Genomic DNA, 21,645 nt, shown 5'->3' on the forward strand with positions numbered 1-21,645 from the left:
GAACCGCGACGAGAAGAGGGGTGCAGCGTCCTGACGGACCCTGCACCCCTCTTCCGAAGGAGGACGAGCTTCAGCGTCGTCCGAGCTGCGTGGTGATCTCGGTGACCTGGTTGTAGATCGAGCGACGTTCCTTCATGAGCTCGCTGATCTTCTTGTAGGCGTACATCACCGTCGTGTGATCGCGGTTGCCGAACAGCTGCCCGATCTTCGGCAGTGAGAGGCTCGTGCGCTCACGGCACAGATACATCGCGATCTGTCGTGCGGTCGCGATCTGCTGCGACCGGCTCGAGCCGTAGAGGTCGTCGACCGTCAGCTTGAAGTACTGCGCGGTCGCCGTGATGATGTCGGTCGGCGAGATGACGTTGTCCTCCGCCGTGTCGACGATGTCGCGGAGCACGGTCTGCGCGAGAGAGATGTCGAGCGACGAGCGGTTGAGGCTCGCGAAGGCCGATACGCGGATCAGCGCGCCCTCGAGCTCTCGGATGTTCGACGACACGACGGTCGCGATGTACTCGAGCACCTCGTCGGGGATGTGCAGCGCCTCGCTCTGCGCCTTCTTGCGAAGGATCGCGATACGCGTCTCGAGGTCCGGCGCCTGCACGTCGGTGATGAGGCCCCACTCGAAGCGACTCCGCATCCGGTCCTCGAAGCCCGTGAGGTGCTTGGGGGCCACATCGCTCGTGATCACGACCTGCTTGTTGTGGTCGTGCAGCGTGTTGAACGTGTGGAAGAAGGCCTCCTGCGTCTCGGCACGTCCCTGGAGGAACTGGATGTCGTCGATGAGGAGGATGTCGACGTCGCGATAACGGGCCTGGAAGGCGGCGCCCCGGTTGTTCGCGATCGAGTTGATGAAGTCGTTCGTGAACTCCTCGCTCGAGACGTACCGCACCTTGACGCCCGCGTAGAGGGACTGCGCGTAGTCGCCGATCGCGTGGAGGAGGTGGGTCTTGCCGAGGCCGGAGTCTCCGTAGATAAAGAGCGGGTTGTACGCCTTGGCCGGGGCTTCGGCCACAGCGACCGCGGCCGCGTGCGCGAAGCGGTTGGACTGGCCGATGACGAAGTTGTCGAAGGTGTACTTCGGGTTCAGCCGGGATTCGTGGCGCATCGGCGCCGGAGCCTGTTCCATGGGCGACTCGATGCGAACCGGCTCCTGGCGACCGAAGTCGGCGACGGCGATGGGTGCGGTCGGCTGCTCGGCCAGCTCGTGATTCACGACCGTGCGGTAAGAGGTGACCTCGTCGCCGATGTGCGACAGCGCCTCCATGATCGGAAGGCGCAGGCGCTTGTTGATCTGCGCGGCGGTGAGGTCGTTGGGCACCTCGAGATAGAGCGTCGCGGCCATCACGCCCGCCGGGACGGCGAGGCTGAGGAAGCCCTGCAGCTGGGGGGTCACGCGGTCATCCGCGACGAGCAGCTCCTGCACCGTGGTCCAGATCGGAACGTCAGGCTGGGCTGGTGAGGACATGACGCTCCGGAACGGGGGATCGCGGAGGGTCGTCGTGGAACGCGCCCCCCTGTGGATAACTTCGGATGCCACGGTAGTCACCGCGGCCGTGAACGGCAACCTGGCCTGGGAAAGACGCGCGCGTGTTGCACGGACGTGCGCCCGCGAGGTTGTGGATAATGGCTGTGCGGATCCTGCCGGCGCACGACCGGACGAGCGCGCAGATTTGCTCTGCGCGCCGGCAGGACGTACCCTTAATCGGTTGACTTATGCCTGAACGGCAGTTCCCTATGTCTCCGGTCGATACAGGTTCCGGTGGCAGCATTCCCGGAGTGATCCCATGAGCAAGCGCACCTTCCAGCCCAACAACCGTCGTCGCGCCAAGAAGCACGGCTTCCGCGCCCGCATGCGCACCCGCGCCGGCCGCGCCATCCTCTCGGCCCGCCGTGCGAAGGGCCGCACCGAGCTCTCCGCGTAATCCGCTGTGCTCGCCCGCCCGTTTCGTCTGACACGCGGGAGCGACTATCGACTGGTCGTTCGACGCGGATCGCGCTGTGGCGGGGCCCGGGTCGTCACCTCGATGCTGACGACGGGCGAGAGCAGGGCCGCGAGGTTCGGATTCATCATCAGCAAGCAGGTCGGCACCGCAGTGGTGCGCAATACCGTTCGACGGCGCTTGAAAGCCGTCTGCGCGGAAGCGCTCGATCGGGTGCCCGAGGGCACGGATGTCGTCATCCGTGCCCTTCCCGCATCTGCCTCGGCGAGCTACGCCGAGCTCAGCGCCGACGTGAACCGCTGTCTCGGTCGGCTCTCGCAGGTGCGGGCATGACCGCCCTGCCGGCGTCGTCCATCGGGACAGCGCATCTGCATTCGCACGACCTCGTGCGCAGCATCCCTCTGATCCCGCGCAATCTGGTGCTCGGGTTCCTCGCGGGGTATCGGAAGGTCATCTCCCCTCTGTATGGCGATGTGTGTGCGTACTACCCCTCCTGCTCCGCTTACGCTGTAGGAGCGGTGCAACAGCACGGCGCGGTGAAGGGGGCTCTGCTCTCGGCATGGCGCATCCTCCGTTGCAATCCCTGGACTCGCGGTGGCGTCGATGACGTCCGTCCGCACGAACACTTCCGCCATGACCTGACCGCTCGCGGTTTCGTCGTCCCTGCCCGAAAGGATTGAACGGTGGGTCTAGACCTTCTGCTCGCCAGTACCACCCCCTCGCCGGAGCCCGCTTCCGGCGGATTCGATCTGCTCGGGACCATCCTGTGGCCGCTCAAGTGGCTCGTCGAGATGGTGCTGGTCGCCTGGCATTGGCTGCTGACCGCGGTCGGCATGCCGGCGGCATCCGGTCTCACCTGGGTGCTATCGATCGTTGGCCTCGTGATCGTGGTCCGCGCTGCTCTCATCCCGCTGTTCGTGAAGCAGATCAAGAGCCAGCGCAAGATGATGGAAATCGCTCCTGAACTGCGAAAAGTACAGGAGAAGTATCGCGGTAAGAAGGACCAGCTCAGCCGCGAGGCGATGAGCCGCGAGACCATGGCGCTGTACAAGAAGCATGGCACGACGCCGATGTCGAGCTGTCTGCCTCTCCTCGTGCAGATGCCGGTGTTCTTCTCGCTGTACAGCGTGCTGAGTGATGTCAGCAAGCACGCCAAGGCGGGTATCGGAGGCGTCGGCTTCCTCAGCCCGGAGCTCACCAAAGAGTTCTACGACGCCAAGCTGTTCGGCGTCGCTTCGCTGCACGAGACGCTGGGCAACGCGATCGACGCGCAGAACACCACCGCGATCATCATCCTCGTCACGCTCGTGGTGCTCATGATCGCGTCGCAGTTCTTCACGCAGCTGCAGATCATCTCGAAGAACCTGTCGCCCGAGGCCAAGACCGGCCAGGCGTACCAGATGCAGAAGATCATGCTGTACGTGCTGCCGCTGGGCTTCATCTTCTCGGGTGTCTTCTTCCCGCTCGGCGTCGTCATCTACTGGTTCATCTCGAACCTCTGGACGATGGGCCAGCAGTTCCTCGTCATCCGTGAGATGCCGACTCCCGGATCCGACGCCGCGAAGGCTCGCGAAGAGCGCCTCGCTCGCAAAGGCAAGGCGATCGACTCGTCGGGCAAGGTCGTCTCGATGGCGAGCTACGAGGCGGAGCAGAAGCGCCTTCTCGAGGAAGCCGAGCGCATCAAGGCCGAGGCACCGAAGCGCCAGCAGCCGGTCGGCAAGAAGCGTGCGAAGAAGAAGGGGAGCGGTTCATGACCGACAACCTGACCGAGACCGTCGAGCCGACGGTCGCTCAGCTGGAGAACGAGGGCGACGTCGCGGCGGACTACCTCGAGGAACTCCTCGACATCGCCGACATCGACGGCGACTTGAACCTCGATGTGCGTCAGGGACGTGCGTACGTCTCGGTCGAAGCTGAGGGCGACGCGCTGGCACTGCTGTCGGCACCCGATACCGTCCAGGCGCTGCAGGAACTCACCCGCCTGGCCGTGCAGAACAAGACCGGCTCGTTCTCGCGGCTGATCCTCGACATCGGCGGATCGCGAGACACACGACGTCGCCAACTCGAAACCCTCGTGAGCGCCGCTGCCGCAAAGCTGGAGGACGGTGCATCGCAGGCATCCCTGCCTGCCATGTCGAGTTACGAGCGCAAGCTGGTGCATGACATCGCAGCAGATCACGGCCTTGTTTCCGAGTCGTACGGTGAGGGCGCGGACCGCCACACCGTTCTGCGTCGTCACTGACGTTTCACGTGAAACATCGAGGATCCGTCAGGTGACTGAGCTGGAAGCGGAGCCGTCGTCCGCCGCTGAGTTGTTCGGCGACCGCATCGATATCGCTCGCCAATTCACGACCGCGCTCGCTGACCACGGCGAAGAGCGCGGGCTGATCGGCCCCCTCGAGCTCCCTCGACTCTGGACGAGGCATGTTCTCAACAGCGCCATCGCCGCTCCACTGTTCCACGGAGCGGTCGCCGACGTGGGGTCGGGTGCCGGACTTCCCGGATTGGTGCTCGCCATAGCGCGCCCTGACGTGCACATCACTCTTGTCGAGCCCATGGAACGTCGGGTCGCCTGGCTCACGGAGCAGAAGAGCGCACTCGGCCTCGACAACGTGGAAGTTCTTCGTGCCCGCGCTGAAGAAGTCGACCGTCCTCAGGGATTCGACGTCGTGACCGCCCGTGCGGTGAGCGCTCTTCGCACCCTGCTGCCGTGGACAGCACCGCTCGTCCGAAGCGGCGGAGAGCTTGTGCTGCTCAAGGGGAAGAACGCCGCCAACGAGATCGACGCCGCGCAGAAGCAGATCAAGAAGTACCGTCTGTCGGACGTTCGCGTCGAGGTTCTGGGCGAGGGTGTCCTACCGGATACCGAAGTCACTCGTGTGATTCGGGCTTTCGTTCGTTCGTAAGGTGCTCGGGTTGGGCGCTTCGGTTCCACGCTTCGGTGTGTCCTCTTCATTCGCAGAGCTGGGACCCTCCCGCTTCGCGGGTCCCTCCCGATGCTCATTCCGAGGACACACCTCCGCTCGGGCGTCGTGATACCTGCTCTTCGCCCGCGGTGGAGGACCACTGGTCGGCCGGCGTAGAGGTGGCGGTCAGTCACTCTGCGTGCCGCCTGTCGTTGCTGAGCGGCGTGGCTGTGGTGGGCTGTTTCACGTGAAACGGAATGGCGATGTCCGGCGGTAAGTTTGGGGAGTGGCGCGGGTACTGGTGACGGGGATGTCGGGGGTCGGGAAGTCGACAATCGTCGAGGCCTTGACGGCTGGAGGAGTGAAGGCCGTCGACACGGACCTCGAGGAGTGGAAGGTCTCCCGGCACCAGTGGGATCTCGACCGCGTCCGGGCTCTGCTCGATGAGTTCGAGGAGGTCGTCGTCGCGGGAACCGTCGAGAACCAAGGTCTTCTCTACGACGCCTTCGATCACGTCATCCTCCTGTCCGCACCGACGTCGGTGATGATCGAGCGGATCGCGCGTCGCCACGGAAACCCGTACGGCAAGACGGATGCCGAGCGACAGGAGATTCTGGAGTACACCGCGACGGTGGAGCCCCTTCTCCGTGCCACCGCGACGGTAGAACTCGACACCACCCGACCACTTTCCGAGACCGTCCGGCATATACGCGACCTCTTGCGCAGTACCCGTCGTTTCACGTGAAACGGCGCGCGTCGTCACGCCTGCGCGACGGACGGGTGCCCTGGGGTGCGCTCGGCCAATGCCTTCAAGCGCTGACGTGTAGACAGCTGAGTGACCGCGGGAGAGCAGTGCGTACCCGCCACGATCTGAGCTTGCATTCCGATGCTCACGAGGAGGAGCTGCAGGGTTCACTGCGATGAATCCCGGGGGAGTATCCACCGTTTCACGTGAAACGCACCTATCGATTGGTTGTCGTACTCGCGTCAGTCGCTGAAGCCATGTGACCGTTCAACCGTGGGATCATGATCGATCGCGCCAGCTCAGACGGGGATGACAGGGCTGCGCACCCGCGGTGGCGCATCCTGTGCGTGCCCCGCGTCCGAGTGACGATGCCATCGAACGAGGCGCCGCCGCGCGGTCTGGATTCGACGAGACCGAGCTGCGTCCAGAGGGCGCTGTAGGCGGCGCCGGCCGCGTGGCGTCAAGAGTCGCCTTGAGTTGGTCACGGTGGTGCGATCGTGGGCGACTGATGCGTATCCGTTCAGGCCCTTTTCTCCTCACTTCATCGTTCGCGCGGGATTCGATCCCGGGCAGATCGCGGCGACCCGATGACGATCTCTCGCTCAGAGATCGAGACGACGGTGCGCTGGTCGCCGACGGTGCCGGGCGTTGCCGGTGTCGGGCGGCTCGATCCTGCCTCCCTGAACATCGCAACTGTGAATCCCGGTCTCGTGGAGCTGACGGCGAAGCTGGTAAATACGGGCAGGGTATGCGGTGTTTCACGTGAAACTTCGCTCGCCAATCGCGCGCGTGGCGCCGATCATGCGAGCGCAGTCGACACGGTTCGATCGGTTGGCGTCGCGCGGATCGCAAAAACAGGGGAGATGCCTGCCAGGGTCACGGCCGCATGGGAGGTCTTTCCAGATGTGATCGGCGGCTGCGGAGGGCCAGAGGGGTATCTTCGCGGGGAGAGTCGGATTGGGGACCGCCGGATCGACACGGACGGGATGGTCGGGTAGAGCCGCTCCCATGGGACGGTCGCGCGGAGACGGCCGTACCAGGAAGGTCGGCGGGGGCAGCCGCACGGGGAGGGCGTAGAAGCAGAGGGTCGGGGCTGAGTCACTCCGGGGACTGTCGGACCTGGACAGACGGCGCGCTCGGGTTGGGCCGCTCCACGGCAAGACCTCTAGGAACCGCCCAAAGACTGATGCGACGTCGCACACGCCCCACTTGTCCGTTTCACGTGAAACCTCTGGGACAGGCGGCGTGGCCGTAGGGTTCAGCAAGAACACGAAAGGCGAACACGGTCGCGGGCAGGGCGACGCGTGTAGAGACCGCGGCGATACCGGAGCACGACACAGGCGCAGGGCCCGGGTCTCGGCCGAATCGGACCACATCGGCTTGGGTCCGGGCCGCGGACCGATTCCACACAGACCGGCCCTGCGGGGAAGGCCAGCGGCGAGGTGTTGGCATGAATGAGTATCGGAGCCCGCGAAGCTGGTCGAGACTCTACGAACGAACAACCTATCCCTCCCGGCACCACCAGGACCCGACCCGCCTCCAGAGCGAGGCCAGCACGAGCAACGTCCGACCGACCGATTAGAGTGGAAGACGGTCCCGAAAGGAGTGGATGTTTCACGTGAAACAGTCCGAACAGGCATCGTCGAAGGACTCCTTCGGGATGGATACACCGCTCGCGCGGGAACTCGCAGACCTCTCCGCTCGTCGCCGGGCGCTGGAGAACGTGCAGGTCGAGTTCTCGGGGGACACCCGCATCTTCACGGTCTCGAACCAGAAGGGTGGAGTCGGAAAGACGACGAGTGCCGTCAACATTGCGTCGGCCCTGGCAAGCCTCGGCGCCAAGGTGCTCGTCATCGACCTCGACCCGCAGGGCAACGCGTCGACTGCTTTGGGCGTGCCGCACAACGCGGACACGCCCAGCGTCTACGACGTTCTCATCGAAGAGTTCCCTCTCGCAGACATCGTGCAGCAGAGCCCGGAGAGCGAGAACCTCTTCTGTGCCCCGAGCACTATCCACCTGGCTGGCGCCGAGATCGAACTCGTCGCCCAGGTCGCGCGCGAGCATCGGCTGCGCAGAGCGCTTCTCGACTACCTCGAGACGACGAACATGGACTTCGTCATCATCGACTGCCCGCCGTCGCTGGGCCTTCTTACGATCAACGCCTTCACCGCGGCGTCCGAGGTATTCATCCCGATCCAATGCGAGTACTACGCGCTGGAAGGGCTGAGCCAGCTGCTGGGGAGCATCCAGATGATCCAGAAGCACCTGAATCCTGGCCTCCACCTCTCCACGATCCTGCTGACGATGTACGACGGGCGCACGCGTCTGGCGCAGCAGGTGGCGGATGAGGTGCGCAGTCATTTCCCGTCGCAGGTGCTCGATACCGTCATCCCGCGTTCCGTGCGGGTGTCGGAGGCGCCGAGCTTCGGGCAGACCGTGATCGCCTACGACGGGCAGTCCGCCGGCGCGATCGCCTATCGTGAAGCCGCAGTCGAGATCGCGTCGCGCGCAGCGGCGCAGAGCAAGGAGAAATGATGGCGAAGCGCACCGGTTTGGGTCGCGGGATCGGGGCTCTCATCCCCACGGCCGATCAGGCGGAGCGTCCGGTGGACGTGTTCTTCCCTGGAGCGAGCATTCGCCCAGCGGAGGACACAGCCGCGGAGACGGTCGACACCTCTGACTTGGAGGCCGTTCCCGGCATCCATCTCGTGCAGGTCGACCCGCAGAAGATCGTGCCGAACCCGCGGCAGCCGCGCACGCACTTCAATCCCGAGGATCTCGCGGAACTCGTGCACAGCGTGCGCGAGTTCGGGGTTCTGCAGCCTGTCGTCGTCCGCAAGAACAGCGACGGCGACTACGAGCTGATCATGGGGGAGCGGCGCACCCGCGCCGCCCGCGAGGCCGGACTCGACGCGATCCCTGCGATCGTCCGTGAGACAGCCGATGAGGACCTGCTCCGTGACGCGCTGCTGGAGAACCTGCACCGCTCGGAGCTGAACCCCCTGGAGGAGGCTTCCGCGTACCAGCAGCTCCTCGACGACTTCGGCATCACCCAGGAGGAGCTCGCGACCCGCATCGGACGGTCGCGGCCGCAGATCAGCAACACGATCCGCCTCCTCAAGCTCCCGGTACCGGTGCAGCAGCGCGTCGCCGCCGGCGTGCTCACGGCGGGTCACGCTCGCGCAATCCTCAGCCTCGACTCGCCCGAGGCTATGCAGCGACTGGCTGACAAGGTCGTGAACGAGGACCTCTCGGTGAGGGCGACGGAGGAGGCCGCGAAGAGCGTTCCGTCGGCACCCGGTCGCTCGGTGAAGCCGACGCCGGGCGCGCGCCGGGCGTATCTCGACGAGGTCGCCGGCAGCCTCGGCGACCGACTGAATACGCGCGTCAAGATCTCGCTGGGCGCGCGCAAAGGCCAGGTCACGATCGATTTCGCTTCAATTCAAGACCTCAACCGCATCCTGGAGGAACTCGGGCAGTCCGGCTACGGCTCGGCGTGATGCCGCTCCGCTGAGGCGGGCGTCCTCTAGACTCGCGTCATCGTGAGGATGAGGGGGACGACAATGTCCACAGCGCAGAATCCGGCCGGCATCCAACGCCGGGTGATCGCAGTCAGCATCGCGGCAGCCCTCGGCGGCTTCCTCTTCGGCTTCGATACGGCCGTGATCAACGGAGCAGTGGATGCTCTGGCGGGAACCGTGTCGGGATTCGACCTCAACGTCGGCCTCAAGGGGTTCGCGGTGTCGTCGGCGCTCATCGGCTGCGCGGTCGGCGCCTGGTTCGCAGGGCCCATCGCGAACAAGCGCGGGCGCATCCCCGTCATGGTCGTCGCCGCGGCGATGTTCTTCATCTCGGCGATCGGCTCGGGTCTGGCGTTCAGCGTCGTCGACCTCATCATCTGGCGGGTGATCGGCGGTCTCGGCGTGGGCGCGGCATCCGTCATCGCCCCCGCATACATCGCCGAGGTCTCGCCGGCGGCGATCCGAGGACGACTCGGGTCGCTGCAGCAGCTCGCGATCGTGACCGGTATCTTCGCCGCGCTGCTGTCCGACGCGCTGCTCGCCGGCATCGCCGGTCAGGCCGACCAGCCGCTGTGGGGACTCACGGCCTGGCGGTGGATGTTCATGGTCGCGGCGATCCCCGCCCTCGTCTACGGTCTCGTGTCGCTCCGACTCCCCGAATCTCCGCGATATCTCGTGCGCAAGGGCGAGATCGACAGGGCATCCGAAGTCCTGCAGACCGTCACCGGAACCGTCGACGTCGACGCCAAGATCAAGGAGATCACGGGCACGATCGACACCGAGAAGTCGGAGTCGCTGCGTGATCTGCGCGGCAGCCGCCTCGGGCTGAAGCCGATCGTGTGGGTCGGCATCCTGTTGTCGGTGTTCCAGCAGTTCGTCGGCATCAACGTGATCTTCTACTACTCGACGACGCTGTGGCAGTCGGTCGGATTCGACGAGTCCAGCGCCCTCCTCACCTCGGTGATCACGTCGGTGACGAACATCGTCGTGACGATCGTGGCGATCCTGCTGGTCGACAAGGTCGGCCGCCGGATCATGCTGCTCGTCGGGTCGGTGGGGATGACCGTGACCCTCGGCCTCATGGCGGTGGCGTTCTCGTTCGGCACCCTGAACGCCGAGGGGACGGCGACCCTGCCCGACCCGTGGGCGACGGTGGCGCTGATCTGCGCGAACGGCTTCGTGGTGTTCTTCGGCGCGACGTGGGGTCCGCTGGTCTGGGTGCTCCTCGGAGAGATCTTCCCGAACTCCATCCGCGCGGGCGCCCTCGCGGTCGCTGCAGCGGCGCAGTGGGCGGCGAACTTCTTCATCTCCACGACGTTCCCGGCCTTCGCCGAAATCGGCCTGACGTTCGCCTACGGCTTCTACGCGTTCTTCGCGCTGCTGTCGTTCTTCTTCGTCTACTTCAAGGTCCCCGAGACGAAGGGCCGCGAGCTCGAGGAGATGTCGGACGAACTGGTCGTCGAGCGCCGAGGACGTCGCCAGCGGACGTAGGCTGGAAGCATGACCGAGTCCGTTCCCCGCCGCGCCAGCCTCGAAGTGCTGCGCGCCGAAGCGTCGGACGAGCTCGCCGTGCTCATCCAGGAGCGCCTTTTGGGCGGTGAAGACCCGTGGGAGTTCATGGAGGAGCTTCCCAGCGTCGATGAGCTCGTCGTCTACCTGCTGCGCGCCGACAACATCACCGCGAACGACGGCGTGCGGCCGAACGAGGCTCGTCACTACCGCGTGCTGCGCCAGATCGCGCTGGAGTACCCTGAGCTCACGCCGGCCGTGTGGGGACTTCTCGACGAGAAGCAGCGTCACCGCCGCTGGGATCCCACGATCGCGGACGCGTCCTGACGTCCCCCTGACAGCGCATATGCCGCGGATGCTGGTCGCCTACGACCCTGCCTGGCCCTCGCTGTTCGAGGCGCTGGCCGACGGCATCCGCTCTGCCGCCGATCCCCAATGGGTCATCGAGCACATCGGATCAACCGCTGTACCGGGTATGCGGGCGAAGCCGGTCATCGATCTGGCGATTCGTGTGCGCGATCACGACGACTTCGAGGCACACAGACCGGCGCTCGAGGCGGCTCGGTGGGCGCTCGGAAGTTCGGTCACGACACACCCTGTCATGGTGCGGAAGAGCGACGGCATCCGCTCCGCCATCGCCCACTTCTTCACCGCGGCGGAGTGGGAGACGGTCAACCAGCGGATCCTCCGTGACTGGCTCCGCGAGCACCCGACGGATGCTGCGCGCTATGCGCATGCCAAGTGCGATGCCGTCGCTGCAGCTGCCCGGGGTACCGCGTCGTACAACGCCGCCAAGACGCAGGTGATCCAGGAACTCGTCGATGCCGCGCGCCACGCGCGCGGCTTGCCGGCCGTACCGGTGTCGGACAAACGCCGCGACGAGCGAAAATGACGACGGGCCGCCACCCGGAAGGGTGACGGCCCGTGAGGTCGTGACGGCGGATCAGCCGATGAAAGCGGCGAGATCCTGCTCGAGAGCGAACTTCGGCTTCGCGCCGATGATGGTCGTCTTGACCTCACCGCCCTGGAACACCTTCATAGCCGGGATCGACGTGATCTGGTACTGCATCGCCAGCTGCGGGTTCTCGTCCACGTTCAGCTTGAGGATGGTGATCTTGTCGGGGTTGTCGGACTGGATCTCGTCCAGAACCGGCGAGACCATGCGACACGGTCCGCACCACTCGGCCCAGAAGTCCACCAGCACGGGACCTTCGGCCTGAAGGACGTCCTGCTCCCAGGTCGCCTGGCTCGTAGCCTTTGCACTCATCAGAGTTCTCCTTGATTCGAGGTTCGCCTGCTACAACAGCGGGCGAGGTGAAAGTGTTCCCGACCGCTCAGGCCGTGATGATCTCCGCCGCCTCGGCGGCCGGAACCTCGACCGAGGCGTCATCGAAATCCGCGAGGAAGTGCTCGGCGTCGAGAGCCGCGACCGTGCCCGACCCGGCAGCGGTGATGGCCTGACGGTAGGTCGGGTCGATCACATCGCCGGCGGCGAAGACACCGGGGACCGAGGTCTTCGACGAACGGCCGTCGACCCAGATCGTGCCCTCGGGCGTGAGATCGAGCTTCTCGTGCACCAGGTGGGTGCGCGGGTCGTTGCCGATCGCGATGAACAGACCGTCGAGCGCGAGATCGCTCAGAGTGCCGTCGACCGTGTTGCGCAGCTGCACACCGGCGACCGAGTCGCCGCCGAGGATCTCGACGACCTCGCTGTTCCACACGAATTCGATCTTCTCGTTCGCGAACGCGCGCTCCTGCATGATCTTCGAGGCGCGCAGCGAGTCCTTGCGGTGGATGACGTAGACCTTGTCGGCGAAGCGGGTGAGGAAGGTGGCCTCCTCCATCGCCGAGTCACCGCCGCCGACCACGGCGATCGTCTTCTCGCGGAAGAAGAAGCCGTCGCAGGTGGCGCACCAGGAGACGCCGTAGCCCGAGAGGCGCTCCTCGCCCTCGATGCCGAGCTTGCGGTACGCGGAGCCGGTGGCATAGATGAGCGAGCGGGTCTCGTGGGTCGCGCCGCTGCCGAGCGTGACCTTCTTGACGGGTCCGGCGAGGTCGAGCTCGGTGACGTCGTCGTAGACGACCTCGGTACCGAACTTCTCGGCCTGCTCCTGGAACTTCGCCATGAGCTCGGGGCCCTGGATGCCCTCGGGGAAGCCGGGGTAGTTCTCGACCTCCGTGGTGTTCATCAGCTCGCCGCCGACCTCGACCGAGCTCGCGATGAGCAGGGGCTTGAGGTTCGCGCGCGCCGCGTAGATGGCGGCGGTGAATCCGGCGGGGCCGGAGCCGATGATGATGACCTGACGCATGTGCTCTCCGTGATCGAGGCGTTGCAGAGACGTCGGTGGACGCTCGACTGGTTCAACCAATGGTAACCGTGCGGCATTCCCTCGTGCGGGGGCTCAGCGACCGGGCAGGAAACGGCGCAGCAGGGACCCGGCGACGGCGAGCTCCGGCGCCCGGAACAGGGCCAGGATGCCCAGGTAGACGACCAGCACAGCGATGCCGATGATGCCTGTCCCGACCGCGCCCTGGAGCTTGTCGGCGGTGGTCCAGCCCTCCGGTCCGCCGAGCAGTAGGAAGACGCCCCACCCCGCGAGACCGGCGGGGATCCCGGCGATCGCGAAGCGACCGATCGCGGCGAGCCACGAGCGCACGCGCAGCCCGCCGATCTTGCGGTGCAGCAGCCAGGTGGCGACGACCGTCTGGATCGTGCTGGCGATGGACTGCCCGAGCGCGATCGTCGCGGCCACCGCCGTGACCTCGATCACGTCGGCGGTGAGGAGCCACTGCGTGACGAGGGCGCTGAGCACCACGAGCACGCACTGGAACAGGGTGAACAGGAAGGGCGTGCGTGTGTCTCCGTACGCGTAGAACGTGCGCTGCACGATGAACAGCACCGTCAGCGGGATCAGACAGACGAGGAATCCGAGGAGCACGAGGGCGGCGGCCTCGGCATCCGATGCCCCGTTCGTGAACACGCGGGAGGCCGGGATGGCGGCGGCGGCCACCGCCGCGACCGCCGCGACGATGAAGAAGAGGAGGGTGCGGATGCTGCGGGCGATGTCGGCGCGGACCTCGTCGTCGCGCCCCGCGGCCGCATGCTCGCTGATCTGCGTGAAGTACGGCGTCCCGATCGACAGCACGATGATCGAGTACGGGAGCATGAAGATCAGCCAGGCGTACTGGAACGTCGCGATCGAGGCGCCCTTGCCCGCGGCCTCGGTGAGGATCTGCGTCTGCACCACGCCGGCGACGAGACTGGCCAGGGCCATGAAGAACGTCCACCCGGCGAGCTTGCCCACGCCGGCGAGTCCGACACCGCGCCAGCGGAAGTCGGGGCGCAGCGAGAGCCCGGTGCGCCGCCAGAAGACGAGCAGGATCGCGGCCTGGATGAGGATGCCGAGCGTCGCCGTGCCGCCGAGTGCGGCGATCATCTCGGGCGTCCAGTCGGAGACGCGGGTGAGCGGACCGCCGAAGACCGCGCCGATGACGAGGAACCCGATGATCGAGACGACGTTGTTGACGACGGGCGCCCAGGTGAAGGGGCCGAAGATGCGGCGGGCGTTGAGGGCTTCCCCGAGCAGCGCGTAGAGCCCGTAGAAGAGGATCTGCGGCATGCACCAGTACGCGAACGCCGTGGCGAGGGCGAGGAGCTCGGGTGTGCCCTTGGCCCCCGCGTAGAGCCACACGAGCCAGGGGGACGCGATCGTCGCGATTCCCGTGATGACCACGAGAGCCACCGTGCCGAGTGTGAAGAGCTTCGAGATGAAGGCGTTCCCGCCGTCGGCATCCGCCGTCGCCTTCACGATCTGCGGAATGATCACGGCGGTCAGCACGCCCACCGAGATCAGCGAGAAGACGTTGTTGGGAAGCTGGTTCGCGACGGCGAAGGCGTCGGCCGCGCCGGCCCCGACGGAACCGATGACCGTGACGAGCACGATGGTGCGGAGCAGCCCGGTGACGCGGGAGATCATGGTCCCGGCACCGATGATGGCGCTCGCGCGGCCGAGACTACTCATTCGACTCCCCGACGGTGACGGCATCCTCGGCTGATTCTGCACGCTTGTCGCGTCGGCGACGCACGATCGTGCGGATCGTGCCGAGACCGAGAAGCAGCACGATCAGGGCGCCGAACAGGACAAGCCCGATGGTCTCCCACTCCGCGCGCACCGAGACGCGCACGCTCTCGGGTTGGCTGATCGGCACACCGGTCGGGCTGGAGAGCTGCAGACCCAGACGCAGCTCGCCGCTGCCGACGCGGGCCGACACCGGCACCTTGATGCGGGTCATGGCCCCGGGCTGCAGCGTCGCATCGGTGACCGTCTGCACGTCGAGGCGAGGATCGCTCGGCGAGACCGTCAGGCGGACGTTCACGGGCCAGCGCAGGTCGTTGCGCACCGAGAATGGCAGATCGGCGTTGGCCGAGAGGAGCTGGATCGTGCTGGCGGGCGGGATGTCGACCGCGGCGAGGGTGTCGCGCGTGGCGTCCTTCACGTCAGAGACGGCCTTGTCGAACGCCTTCGCGCCGAGCCCGACCGCGGTCGCCCGCATGATCTGCATGCGCTTGGGGCTCAGCATGTCCTGCGGGTCGTCGAGGATGGTCGAGAACTCGCCCAGCACGGCCTCATCGGCGAGCATCCGCTGCAGATCGGTGCCGCGGCCGCCGTCGGGTTCGGTTGCGAGGGTGGTCGTCGCCGCGGGTGCCGCGAGGATGCCGGACAATGAGAACCCGAGGGTGTCGACCGAGCCGATCGTCTCTTTGAGGGCATCGGCCGAGCGGGTGTCGTCGCGGCTGAGCCCGACGAGGACCGGCGCCGTAGCGCTCGCGCGACCGGAGAGGGAGAGGTGAGCGCTGGCCTGCGCGAGGAACTGCTGGCGCACAGCGGCGTTGTTCTGGCTGGCCGCCTTCGAGAGGGCGCCGGATGCCGCCGCATCCGTCACCAGCACGTCGTGCCCGTCGATGAGGGAGTGGCCGCCGACCGTTCCGCTCGTGGCCGATGACGACAGGATCGTGACGGCGTCGCCGCCGAGGTAGGTCGAGAAGGTGGCGAGGTCGGCGTCGGTGACATCGCTGCGCGGCCAGGCGATGCCCTCGACGGCTCCGTCGACGGCGGTCAACGCCGCGTCGTCGGGGAGCACCGGACCGCCGTCGGCTGGTTGCGGAGTCTGATCCGCCGCGCCGTCGGACGGGGTCGGCGTGGGCGTCGCGACGTTCGCGAAGCGGCTCGGGTCGAGATACGGCGCCAGGCTCGTCGGCTGCAGCGGAGCCGTGAGACCCGCCTGCGACTGGGTGGTCAGGTCGGCATCGCCGAACTGCAGGGCGAAGCGCTCGTTGGGAAGGGCGTCGAGTCGGCGCAGCCATTCGACGGCGGGCGCGGGGGCCGCCGAGCCGAGCACGCGGATGGATGCCGGGATCGCGGGATCCACGGCGAGCACCGCCGAGGTGCCGGACACGCCCTCGAGCACGGCGGTGAGCGCCCCGTCGGCGGCGGTGAGGAGACTGAGCTCCTCGGAACTGAGCAGCGCGCCGTCGGCCGGCGTCGCCGTGACCGGGACGAGCACGGCGATCGGAGCCGCCGTGGGTTCGGAGACGACGAGCACCGAGATCGAGGTGACGTCCTCGTCGATGTCGGCGGTCGCCGCGCCGGTGAGCGTGGCGCGCAGCGGATAGACACCGGGGGTGAGCTCGCCGATCGTCTCGGCGGGGATGAGGATGCTCGTCGTCGCCGAGCTGTCGGGGTCGACGGGAGTCGTGGTGTCGGAGCCGATCTCATCGAAAGACCCTGCCGTCTCGGCCTCGTCGAGCCAGCTCTGCAGCGTCGTCTCATCGCCGAGTGGCGTGCGGCTGAGCTCGACGGTCACCCGGCCGGCGGGCAGCTCGGTCGTCGACTCGTTCTGCACGGTGAGGGATGCCGTGGTGGCGCTGCCGGGGGCGACGGTGCCTCGCAGGCCGGCTGACACGTGCAGCTCGACTGTCGGATCTTCGGGGGATGAGTCGGCGACCGCCGGGGCGATGCCTCCCGTGGTGCAGAGGCCGAGTACGGCTGCGGCGACGACGGAACCGCGCGCCAGGCGGTGCAGGCGCGCGCGCAGGCCGTTCTCGGAGGTGCTCGCGGTCATGGGGTCTTTCCTCGAGCGCCGTGTTCTCAGGCGGCTCGTGAGTCGTGACTTTGCGATTCTAGGCGTCCGCCCGAAAGAGAACCCTGAAGACGCGTAGAGTGACGGCCGTGTCCGACACCGCAGCGCCCGTCCCCGATCGCACCCTGAGCACCGCCCTCGCCGCCGATCTCGACGCCGCCGATCTCCGGTCGGAACCCCTCCGACGCCTCTGGGGCGAGGAGGCCGACGACGCGCTGGCCCGCGGCATGCGTGAGCCCATCCTCCGCGCGACCGCCCGCGACGACGGCGTGCTCGCGACGCTCGGACGCCTCTTCGTGCTCGGGATGCCGCAACCGATGGCGTCCGTCTCCGCCGCGCTCCCACGGCTCGGTCTCGACGGGCTCACGGCACTCGGCCTCGGGCGGATCGAGGGCGATCAGGTCGTTCCGATCGCGCTGCTGCGTCCGCAGTCGTTCGTCGACGCCGACGGCATGGGGGAGTGGTGGATCGCGAGCGACCTCGACGAGGTGGCCCTGGGCGGCGCCCTGCCGTCCGACCACGTGCTCGGCGTCGGCGGGGCGTCACGCACCCTCGCGGAGATCATCATGCCGGTGGAGGTCGACCGGGCGCTCGACCTCGGCACCGGCTGCGGCATCCAGGCGCTGCTCGTATCGCGCCATGCAGGAGCCGTCGTCGCGACCGACATCTCGCGGAGGGCGCTGGCGTATGCGGAGCTCAACGCGCAGCTGAACGGCGTCTCGAACATCGAGTTCCGCCTGGGCAGCATGTTCGAGCCGGTGGCCGGTGAGGCCTTCGACCTCATCGTGTCGAATCCGCCGTTCGTCATCACGCCGCGGGTCGAGGGGGTGCCGGAGTACGAGTACCGCGACGGCGGCCTCGTCGGCGACGCGCTCGTCGAGCAGTTCGTGCGGGCGGCGCCGGGGTTCCTCACGGTGGGCGGAGCGGCCCAGCTGCTCGGCAACTGGGAGTCGCGCGGCGGTCAGGTCGAGCTGGCGCGCCGCGCTGGACTCGACCGACTCTCGTCATGGGTCCCGGACGACCTGGACCTGTGGGTCGTGCAGCGCGAGGAGCTGACGCCGCTCGGTTACGCGGAGCTGTGGATCCGCGACGGCGGCACGACGCCCCGCGATCCCGAGTTCACGCCGTTGCTCACCGCCTGGCTCGACGACTTCGCAGAGCGCGGCGTCACCGGGGTCGGGTTCGGGTACATCCTCATCCGTCGACCGTCGGGAGCTGCGCCGCTGCGGCGGCTGGAGCGTGTCATCCAGCCGGTGTCGAACGTGGGCGGGGCGTTGCGCGCCGGGCTCGCGGCCCACGACCTGCTCGCGGAGGGGCTGCCCATGACGCTCGTCACGGCATCCGACGTCACCGAGGCCCGTCACCTGCTGCCGGGCAGCGACGACCCCAGCATCATCGAGCTGCGCCAGGGCGGCGCGTTCGCGCGGACGGTGTCGGTCGATCCGGCGCTCGCTGCGTTCGTCGGGGCCTGCGACGGTGAACTGACCGTGATGCAGATCGCCGCTGCGCTCGCCGACTTGTTCGAGGTGCCTCTTCCGGTGCTGTGGGCCGACCTCGAGCCGCGGATCCGGGCGCTCGTGGTCGACGGATTCCTCGCGTCGGCTGCCGCGTGAACTCCTGCGGCCTCGGGCAGGTTCTGCGGCCACTGGCGGACGCAGAGGCCGCAGAAGGTGACGATGGCCGCAGAAGTGGCGCGGAATAGCTCGCAGCATCCATGCGTTCGAATACACCATGAAGGCTTTCGGATTCCTCTCTTTCGGGCACTACGCCGATGTGCCGGGTTCGGCGACCCGCACCGCCGGTGACATGCTCAAGCAGACGATCGAGATCGCGGAGGGCGCGGACGAGCTCGGCGTGAACGGCGCCTCGGTGCGCGTGCACCACTGGGCGCGCCAGGCTGCCTCCCCGATGCCGGTCCTGGCGGCGATGGCCGCGCGGACGAAGCGCATCGAGGTCGGCACCGGCGTCATCGACATGCGGTACGAGAACCCGTTCCAGTTCGCCGAGGAGGCCGCCGCGCTCGACCTCATCTCCGACGGTCGGATCGCCCTGGGCGTCAGCCGAGGGTCACCCGAGACCGCGCTGCGCGGATACGAGACGTTCGGCTTCCACGATGAGGAGGACCCCGAGCGCGGCAGCGTGCTCGCTCGCGAGAAGTTCGACCTGTTCCTCCGCGCGATCGACGGTGAGGGACTCGCCCCCGGCGACCCGCGCATGGTGGGCGCAGGGCGCTACCTGCAGATCGAGCCGCAGTCGCCGACGCTGCGCGACCACATCTGGTGGGGCTCCGGCTCGCGGGCCACCGCCGAGGAGACGGGTCGCAAAGGTCTCAACATGATGAGTTCGACACTCGTCACCGAGGCGACGGGTCAACCCTTCCACGAACTGCAGCGCGAGCAGATCGACCTGTTCCGCAAGGCGTACAAGGATGCCGGTCACACCGGCGCCCCGCGAGTGTCGGTCAGCCGCAGCGTCTTCCCGCTCGTGTCCGACATGGACCGTGCCTACTTCGGCCTCCGCAGCGAGGAGAACGCCGACCAGGTCGGCATCATCGACGGATTCCGCTCGACGTTCGGCAAGACGTACGCCGCCGAGCCCGATGTGCTCATCGAGCAGCTCAGGGCGGACGAGGCCGTGATGTCGGCCGACACCCTGCTCCTCACGATCCCGAACCAGCTCGGACCGGCGTACAACCTGCACGTGCTGGAGGCCTTCGCCGAGCACGTGGCTCCGGCGCTCGGCTGGAAGCCCAACACCGAGGGGCCCGTTCAGGGCGACCCGGTCTGACGGGCTGTGACGGGAGAAGGGGCGGATGCTGCGGCATCCGCCCCTTCTTCGTCGTCAGTGCGCTGACGCGACGGGGAAAGGCACGTCGAACACGGCGTCGACGGCGCGAGCGAGTGTGGCGGCCTCGTCCTCGAGGTGCATGCCACGGCGGGGGAGGACCCTCGCGATCGAGAGGCCGTCGACCACCGTGAGCAGGAAGTGGGTGCGGCGCGCGTTGTCGCCGGTCGCGAGCGCGCCTTCGGCTTCGAGGATCGCGAGCCATGCGCCCACGCGCTGATCGGCTTGCGCTGCGAGCACGTCGTACCCGGCGCGCGCCTCGGGAGTCGCCTCGGGGCCGGCGAAGGCCTCGAAGATGCTCAGCCAGACATCGCGCGCGGCATCCGGCCCACTGAACGGCTCGAGGAGCCGCAGCAGGCACTCGCGAAGACGCTCTCGCGGAGGCACAGAGGTGTCGCGGATGCGCTCGTCGGGCATCGCCGCCTCGTACGTCGCGGTGAGCGCCGCGTTGAGGAGGTCGCGCTGCGTCGGGAAGTAGTGCCGCAGCGTGCTCGCACCGCATCCGGCGCGCTTCGCGACCGCCCGCACGCTGAGACGTTCGCTGCCCTCGCGGATCATCTCCGTGGTCGTTTCGAGGATTCGCTCCCTGGTACCCATCACTGCCTCCGCAGTTGAGTCTAGACGGTTGGCACACCGTTCCAGTACACCGTGCTAGTACAGTGTGCTAATCTCGATCCCATGACCGACGACAGCATTCACACGCAGCGCACCGGCACCCTTCTCGCCGAGGACGTGCTCCTCGCGCTCTTCGACCCTTCCTCCGGAACCATCGCCGGGGAGAACACCCTCTTCTACGTGCTCGGCGGGGCCGTGCTGGCCGATCTGGCGAGCACGGAACGCGCCTGGAGCGAAGACGCCGGCATCCGCGGCGTGCGCATCCATGCGAAGGGGGACGCGCCCGACGACCCCCTGCTGCGTCCGGCCTGGGACTACATCTCCGAGAAGCCGCGCGAAGTGCAGGGCGTGCTCGCCGCCATCGGGCCGAACCTGCGGGCCCCGCTGCTCGACCGCCTCGTCGAGCGCGGGCACCTCCATCGCTCCGCGCATCGCGCGCTCGGGGTCTTCCCGACCACGAAGCTCTCCGAGGGCGACACGGGTCGTCGCGGCGAGATCGTCGACGCCATGCGCCGCGCGCTCGTCGACGGCCAGCAGCCCGAACCGCGCATCGCCGCTGTGATCGCACTCGTCTCGGCGAGCGGCGGATTGCCGACCCTGCACAGGGAGATCCCGTGGTCGGGCATCACGGCGACCCGCGCCAAGGAGATCGAGCGGAGCGACTGGGTTGCCGATGCGGCTGCCGCTGCCGTCACCCGCACCATGATCGCGATCATCACGAACACCCTCGTCGCCACCGCCGTCATCACGAACCGCTGACCCCGCGGTATCCCGCCCGCTGTGCTCCCGGTGCAGCGGTGCTCGCTGTGCCGCTGACCACCCCCGCACTCACTCCGAGGAGAGAACATGAACGTCTTCGAATTCCTGCAGAACCTCGCGGCCGAGGTGCCTCTGCTCATCCAACCGCTGATCGTGGCGCTCGCCGCCGCCATCCCCTTCATCGAGGGCGAGCTCGCGTCCGTCCTCGGCGTCTGGGCCGGACTCCACCCGGTCGTGGCCGCGCTCGCCGCGGTCACCGGCAACTTCCTGTCCGTGCTGCTCGTCGTCTTCTTCGGCGCGCGGATCCGCGCGGCGATCCTCGCCCGGCGTGCACGTCGGGCGCAGAGCTCGCCGGCCGCCGTCGGTCCCGGGATCGCCGGTGCCGAGGCGAACGACCCCGAGGCGACCGGCCCCGAGGGCACGACCGAGTCGAAGGGCGTGAAGCGGCTCAAGCGCTTCCTCGTGCGCTTCGGCGTGCCGGGAGCCAGCATCCTCGGCCCGCTCGCTCTCCCCACGCAGTTCACGGCCGCAGTGCTCGTCTCGACGGGTGTGTCGAAGCAGTGGGTGCTGCTGTGGCAGGCGATCGCGATCGTGCTCTGGACGAGCCTCACCACGCTCATCGCGACCGGGGTGCTGAGCCTTGTCACGGCGTGAGATCGCCCCT

At 67.5% G+C, this 21,645-nt stretch carries 23 protein-coding genes; 17 read left to right on the forward strand and 6 right to left on the reverse strand.

The genetic code is table 11. From position 1 onward, the window contains the following. Positions 1 to 70: 70 nt before the first annotated feature. Positions 71 to 1,465, reverse strand: coding sequence for a chromosomal replication initiator protein DnaA (gene dnaA / locus M3195_RS02985; protein ID WP_251585062.1), 1,395 nt, complete (start codon positions 1,463 to 1,465; stop codon positions 71 to 73). Between the two features lie 319 nt (positions 1,466 to 1,784). On the opposite strand from dnaA, the gene rpmH reads away from it, so the two are divergent. The 13 genes from rpmH (at position 1,785) to M3195_RS03050 (ending at position 11,514) form a co-directional block, all read left to right on the forward strand. After that, positions 1,785 to 1,922: a 50S ribosomal protein L34 gene (gene rpmH, locus M3195_RS02990; RefSeq protein ID WP_022879826.1), complete on the forward strand. Its 138-nt coding sequence runs from the start codon at positions 1,785 to 1,787 to the stop codon at positions 1,920 to 1,922. Positions 1,923 to 1,928: 6 nt separating this feature from the next. Then, entirely contained in the window at positions 1,929 to 2,273 is a 345-nt protein-coding gene (gene rnpA / locus M3195_RS02995; protein ID WP_251585064.1) for a ribonuclease P protein component, read from the forward strand. Next, a complete protein-coding gene (gene yidD, locus M3195_RS03000) occupies positions 2,270 to 2,620 on the forward strand; it encodes a membrane protein insertion efficiency factor YidD (RefSeq protein WP_251585066.1) in 351 nt (116 codons plus the stop codon). The genes rnpA and yidD overlap by 4 nt, the downstream gene beginning before the upstream one ends. Positions 2,621 to 2,623: 3 nt before the next feature. After that, entirely contained in the window at positions 2,624 to 3,694 is a 1,071-nt protein-coding gene (yidC, locus tag M3195_RS03005) for a membrane protein insertase YidC (protein WP_251585068.1), read from the forward strand. Further along, on the forward strand, positions 3,691 to 4,182 hold the full coding sequence (locus M3195_RS03010; protein WP_251585070.1) for a Jag family protein: 492 nt from the start codon (positions 3,691 to 3,693) through the stop codon (positions 4,180 to 4,182). Before yidC ends, M3195_RS03010 begins: the two co-directional genes overlap by 4 nt. A gap of 31 nt (positions 4,183 to 4,213) precedes the next feature. After that, complete coding sequence (rsmG, locus tag M3195_RS03015; protein WP_251585072.1) at positions 4,214 to 4,846, forward strand: 16S rRNA (guanine(527)-N(7))-methyltransferase RsmG; 633 nt, start codon at positions 4,214 to 4,216, stop codon at positions 4,844 to 4,846. Positions 4,847 to 5,147: 301 nt separating this feature from the next. Further along, complete coding sequence (locus tag M3195_RS03020) at positions 5,148 to 5,591, forward strand: AAA family ATPase (RefSeq protein WP_308211569.1); 444 nt, start codon at positions 5,148 to 5,150, stop codon at positions 5,589 to 5,591. 587 nt (positions 5,592 to 6,178) lie between these two features. Continuing rightward, a complete protein-coding gene (locus M3195_RS03025; protein WP_251585075.1) occupies positions 6,179 to 6,589 on the forward strand; it encodes a hypothetical protein in 411 nt (136 codons plus the stop codon). Positions 6,590 to 7,200: 611 nt separating this feature from the next. After that, a complete protein-coding gene (locus M3195_RS03030; protein WP_251585076.1) occupies positions 7,201 to 8,127 on the forward strand; it encodes a ParA family protein in 927 nt (308 codons plus the stop codon). Beyond that, positions 8,127 to 9,092 (forward strand): ParB/RepB/Spo0J family partition protein, encoded by a 966-nt coding sequence (locus M3195_RS03035; RefSeq protein ID WP_251585077.1) that lies wholly within the window; start codon positions 8,127 to 8,129, stop codon positions 9,090 to 9,092. The genes M3195_RS03030 and M3195_RS03035 overlap by 1 nt, the downstream gene beginning before the upstream one ends. 63 nt (positions 9,093 to 9,155) lie before the next feature. After that, a complete protein-coding gene (locus M3195_RS03040) occupies positions 9,156 to 10,604 on the forward strand; it encodes a sugar porter family MFS transporter (RefSeq protein ID WP_251585078.1) in 1,449 nt (482 codons plus the stop codon). A gap of 9 nt (positions 10,605 to 10,613) precedes the next feature. Next, positions 10,614 to 10,949, forward strand: a complete 336-nt coding sequence (locus M3195_RS03045) for a tryptophan synthase subunit alpha (RefSeq protein WP_096713593.1) — start codon at positions 10,614 to 10,616, stop codon at positions 10,947 to 10,949. 19 nt (positions 10,950 to 10,968) lie between these two features. Then, positions 10,969 to 11,514 carry a GrpB family protein gene (locus tag M3195_RS03050; protein ID WP_251585079.1) on the forward strand — a complete coding sequence of 182 codons (546 nt, stop codon included), beginning with the start codon at positions 10,969 to 10,971 and terminating at the stop codon, positions 11,512 to 11,514. 51 nt (positions 11,515 to 11,565) lie between these two features. Here the strand turns inward: M3195_RS03050 and trxA are convergent, their stop codons facing one another. From trxA to M3195_RS03070, 4 genes are all read right to left on the reverse strand, one after another. Beyond that, positions 11,566 to 11,889, reverse strand: a complete 324-nt coding sequence (gene trxA, locus M3195_RS03055) for a thioredoxin (protein WP_096713591.1) — start codon at positions 11,887 to 11,889, stop codon at positions 11,566 to 11,568. A gap of 67 nt (positions 11,890 to 11,956) precedes the next feature. Continuing rightward, positions 11,957 to 12,931, reverse strand: a complete 975-nt coding sequence (gene trxB, locus M3195_RS03060; RefSeq protein WP_251585080.1) for a thioredoxin-disulfide reductase — start codon at positions 12,929 to 12,931, stop codon at positions 11,957 to 11,959. A 93-nt stretch (positions 12,932 to 13,024) separates the two neighbouring features. After that, positions 13,025 to 14,644 (reverse strand): murein biosynthesis integral membrane protein MurJ, encoded by a 1,620-nt coding sequence (gene murJ / locus M3195_RS03065; RefSeq protein WP_251585081.1) that lies wholly within the window; start codon positions 14,642 to 14,644, stop codon positions 13,025 to 13,027. Continuing rightward, entirely contained in the window at positions 14,637 to 16,745 is a 2,109-nt protein-coding gene (locus M3195_RS03070) for a DUF6049 family protein (protein WP_251585082.1), read from the reverse strand. Before M3195_RS03070 ends, murJ begins: the two co-directional genes overlap by 8 nt. Before the next feature lie 98 nt (positions 16,746 to 16,843). Between M3195_RS03070 and M3195_RS03075 the strand changes: the two genes are divergently transcribed. Together M3195_RS03075 and M3195_RS03080 are read left to right on the forward strand one after the other, a co-directional pair. After that, positions 16,844 to 18,376 carry a DUF7059 domain-containing protein gene (locus M3195_RS03075; RefSeq protein WP_251585083.1) on the forward strand — a complete coding sequence of 511 codons (1,533 nt, stop codon included), beginning with the start codon at positions 16,844 to 16,846 and terminating at the stop codon, positions 18,374 to 18,376. A gap of 118 nt (positions 18,377 to 18,494) precedes the next feature. Further along, on the forward strand, positions 18,495 to 19,550 hold the full coding sequence (locus M3195_RS03080) for an LLM class flavin-dependent oxidoreductase (RefSeq protein ID WP_251585084.1): 1,056 nt from the start codon (positions 18,495 to 18,497) through the stop codon (positions 19,548 to 19,550). 54 nt (positions 19,551 to 19,604) lie between these two features. Here M3195_RS03080 and M3195_RS03085 read toward each other — a convergent pair whose 3' ends face one another. Then, positions 19,605 to 20,204: a TetR/AcrR family transcriptional regulator gene (locus M3195_RS03085; protein ID WP_251585085.1), complete on the reverse strand. Its 600-nt coding sequence runs from the start codon at positions 20,202 to 20,204 to the stop codon at positions 19,605 to 19,607. A gap of 81 nt (positions 20,205 to 20,285) precedes the next feature. On the opposite strand from M3195_RS03085, the gene M3195_RS03090 reads away from it, so the two are divergent. Next, complete coding sequence (locus M3195_RS03090; protein WP_251585086.1) at positions 20,286 to 20,981, forward strand: GOLPH3/VPS74 family protein; 696 nt, start codon at positions 20,286 to 20,288, stop codon at positions 20,979 to 20,981. An 87-nt stretch (positions 20,982 to 21,068) separates the two neighbouring features. Beyond that, positions 21,069 to 21,635 carry a small multidrug efflux protein gene (locus M3195_RS03095; protein ID WP_251585087.1) on the forward strand — a complete coding sequence of 189 codons (567 nt, stop codon included), beginning with the start codon at positions 21,069 to 21,071 and terminating at the stop codon, positions 21,633 to 21,635. The last annotated feature ends 10 nt before the right edge of the window (positions 21,636 to 21,645 follow it).

Origin of the sequence: Microbacterium hydrocarbonoxydans (assembly GCF_023715885.1) — a bacterium.
In the GTDB taxonomy this organism is placed as follows: domain Bacteria; phylum Actinomycetota; class Actinomycetes; order Actinomycetales; family Microbacteriaceae; genus Microbacterium; species Microbacterium hydrocarbonoxydans_C.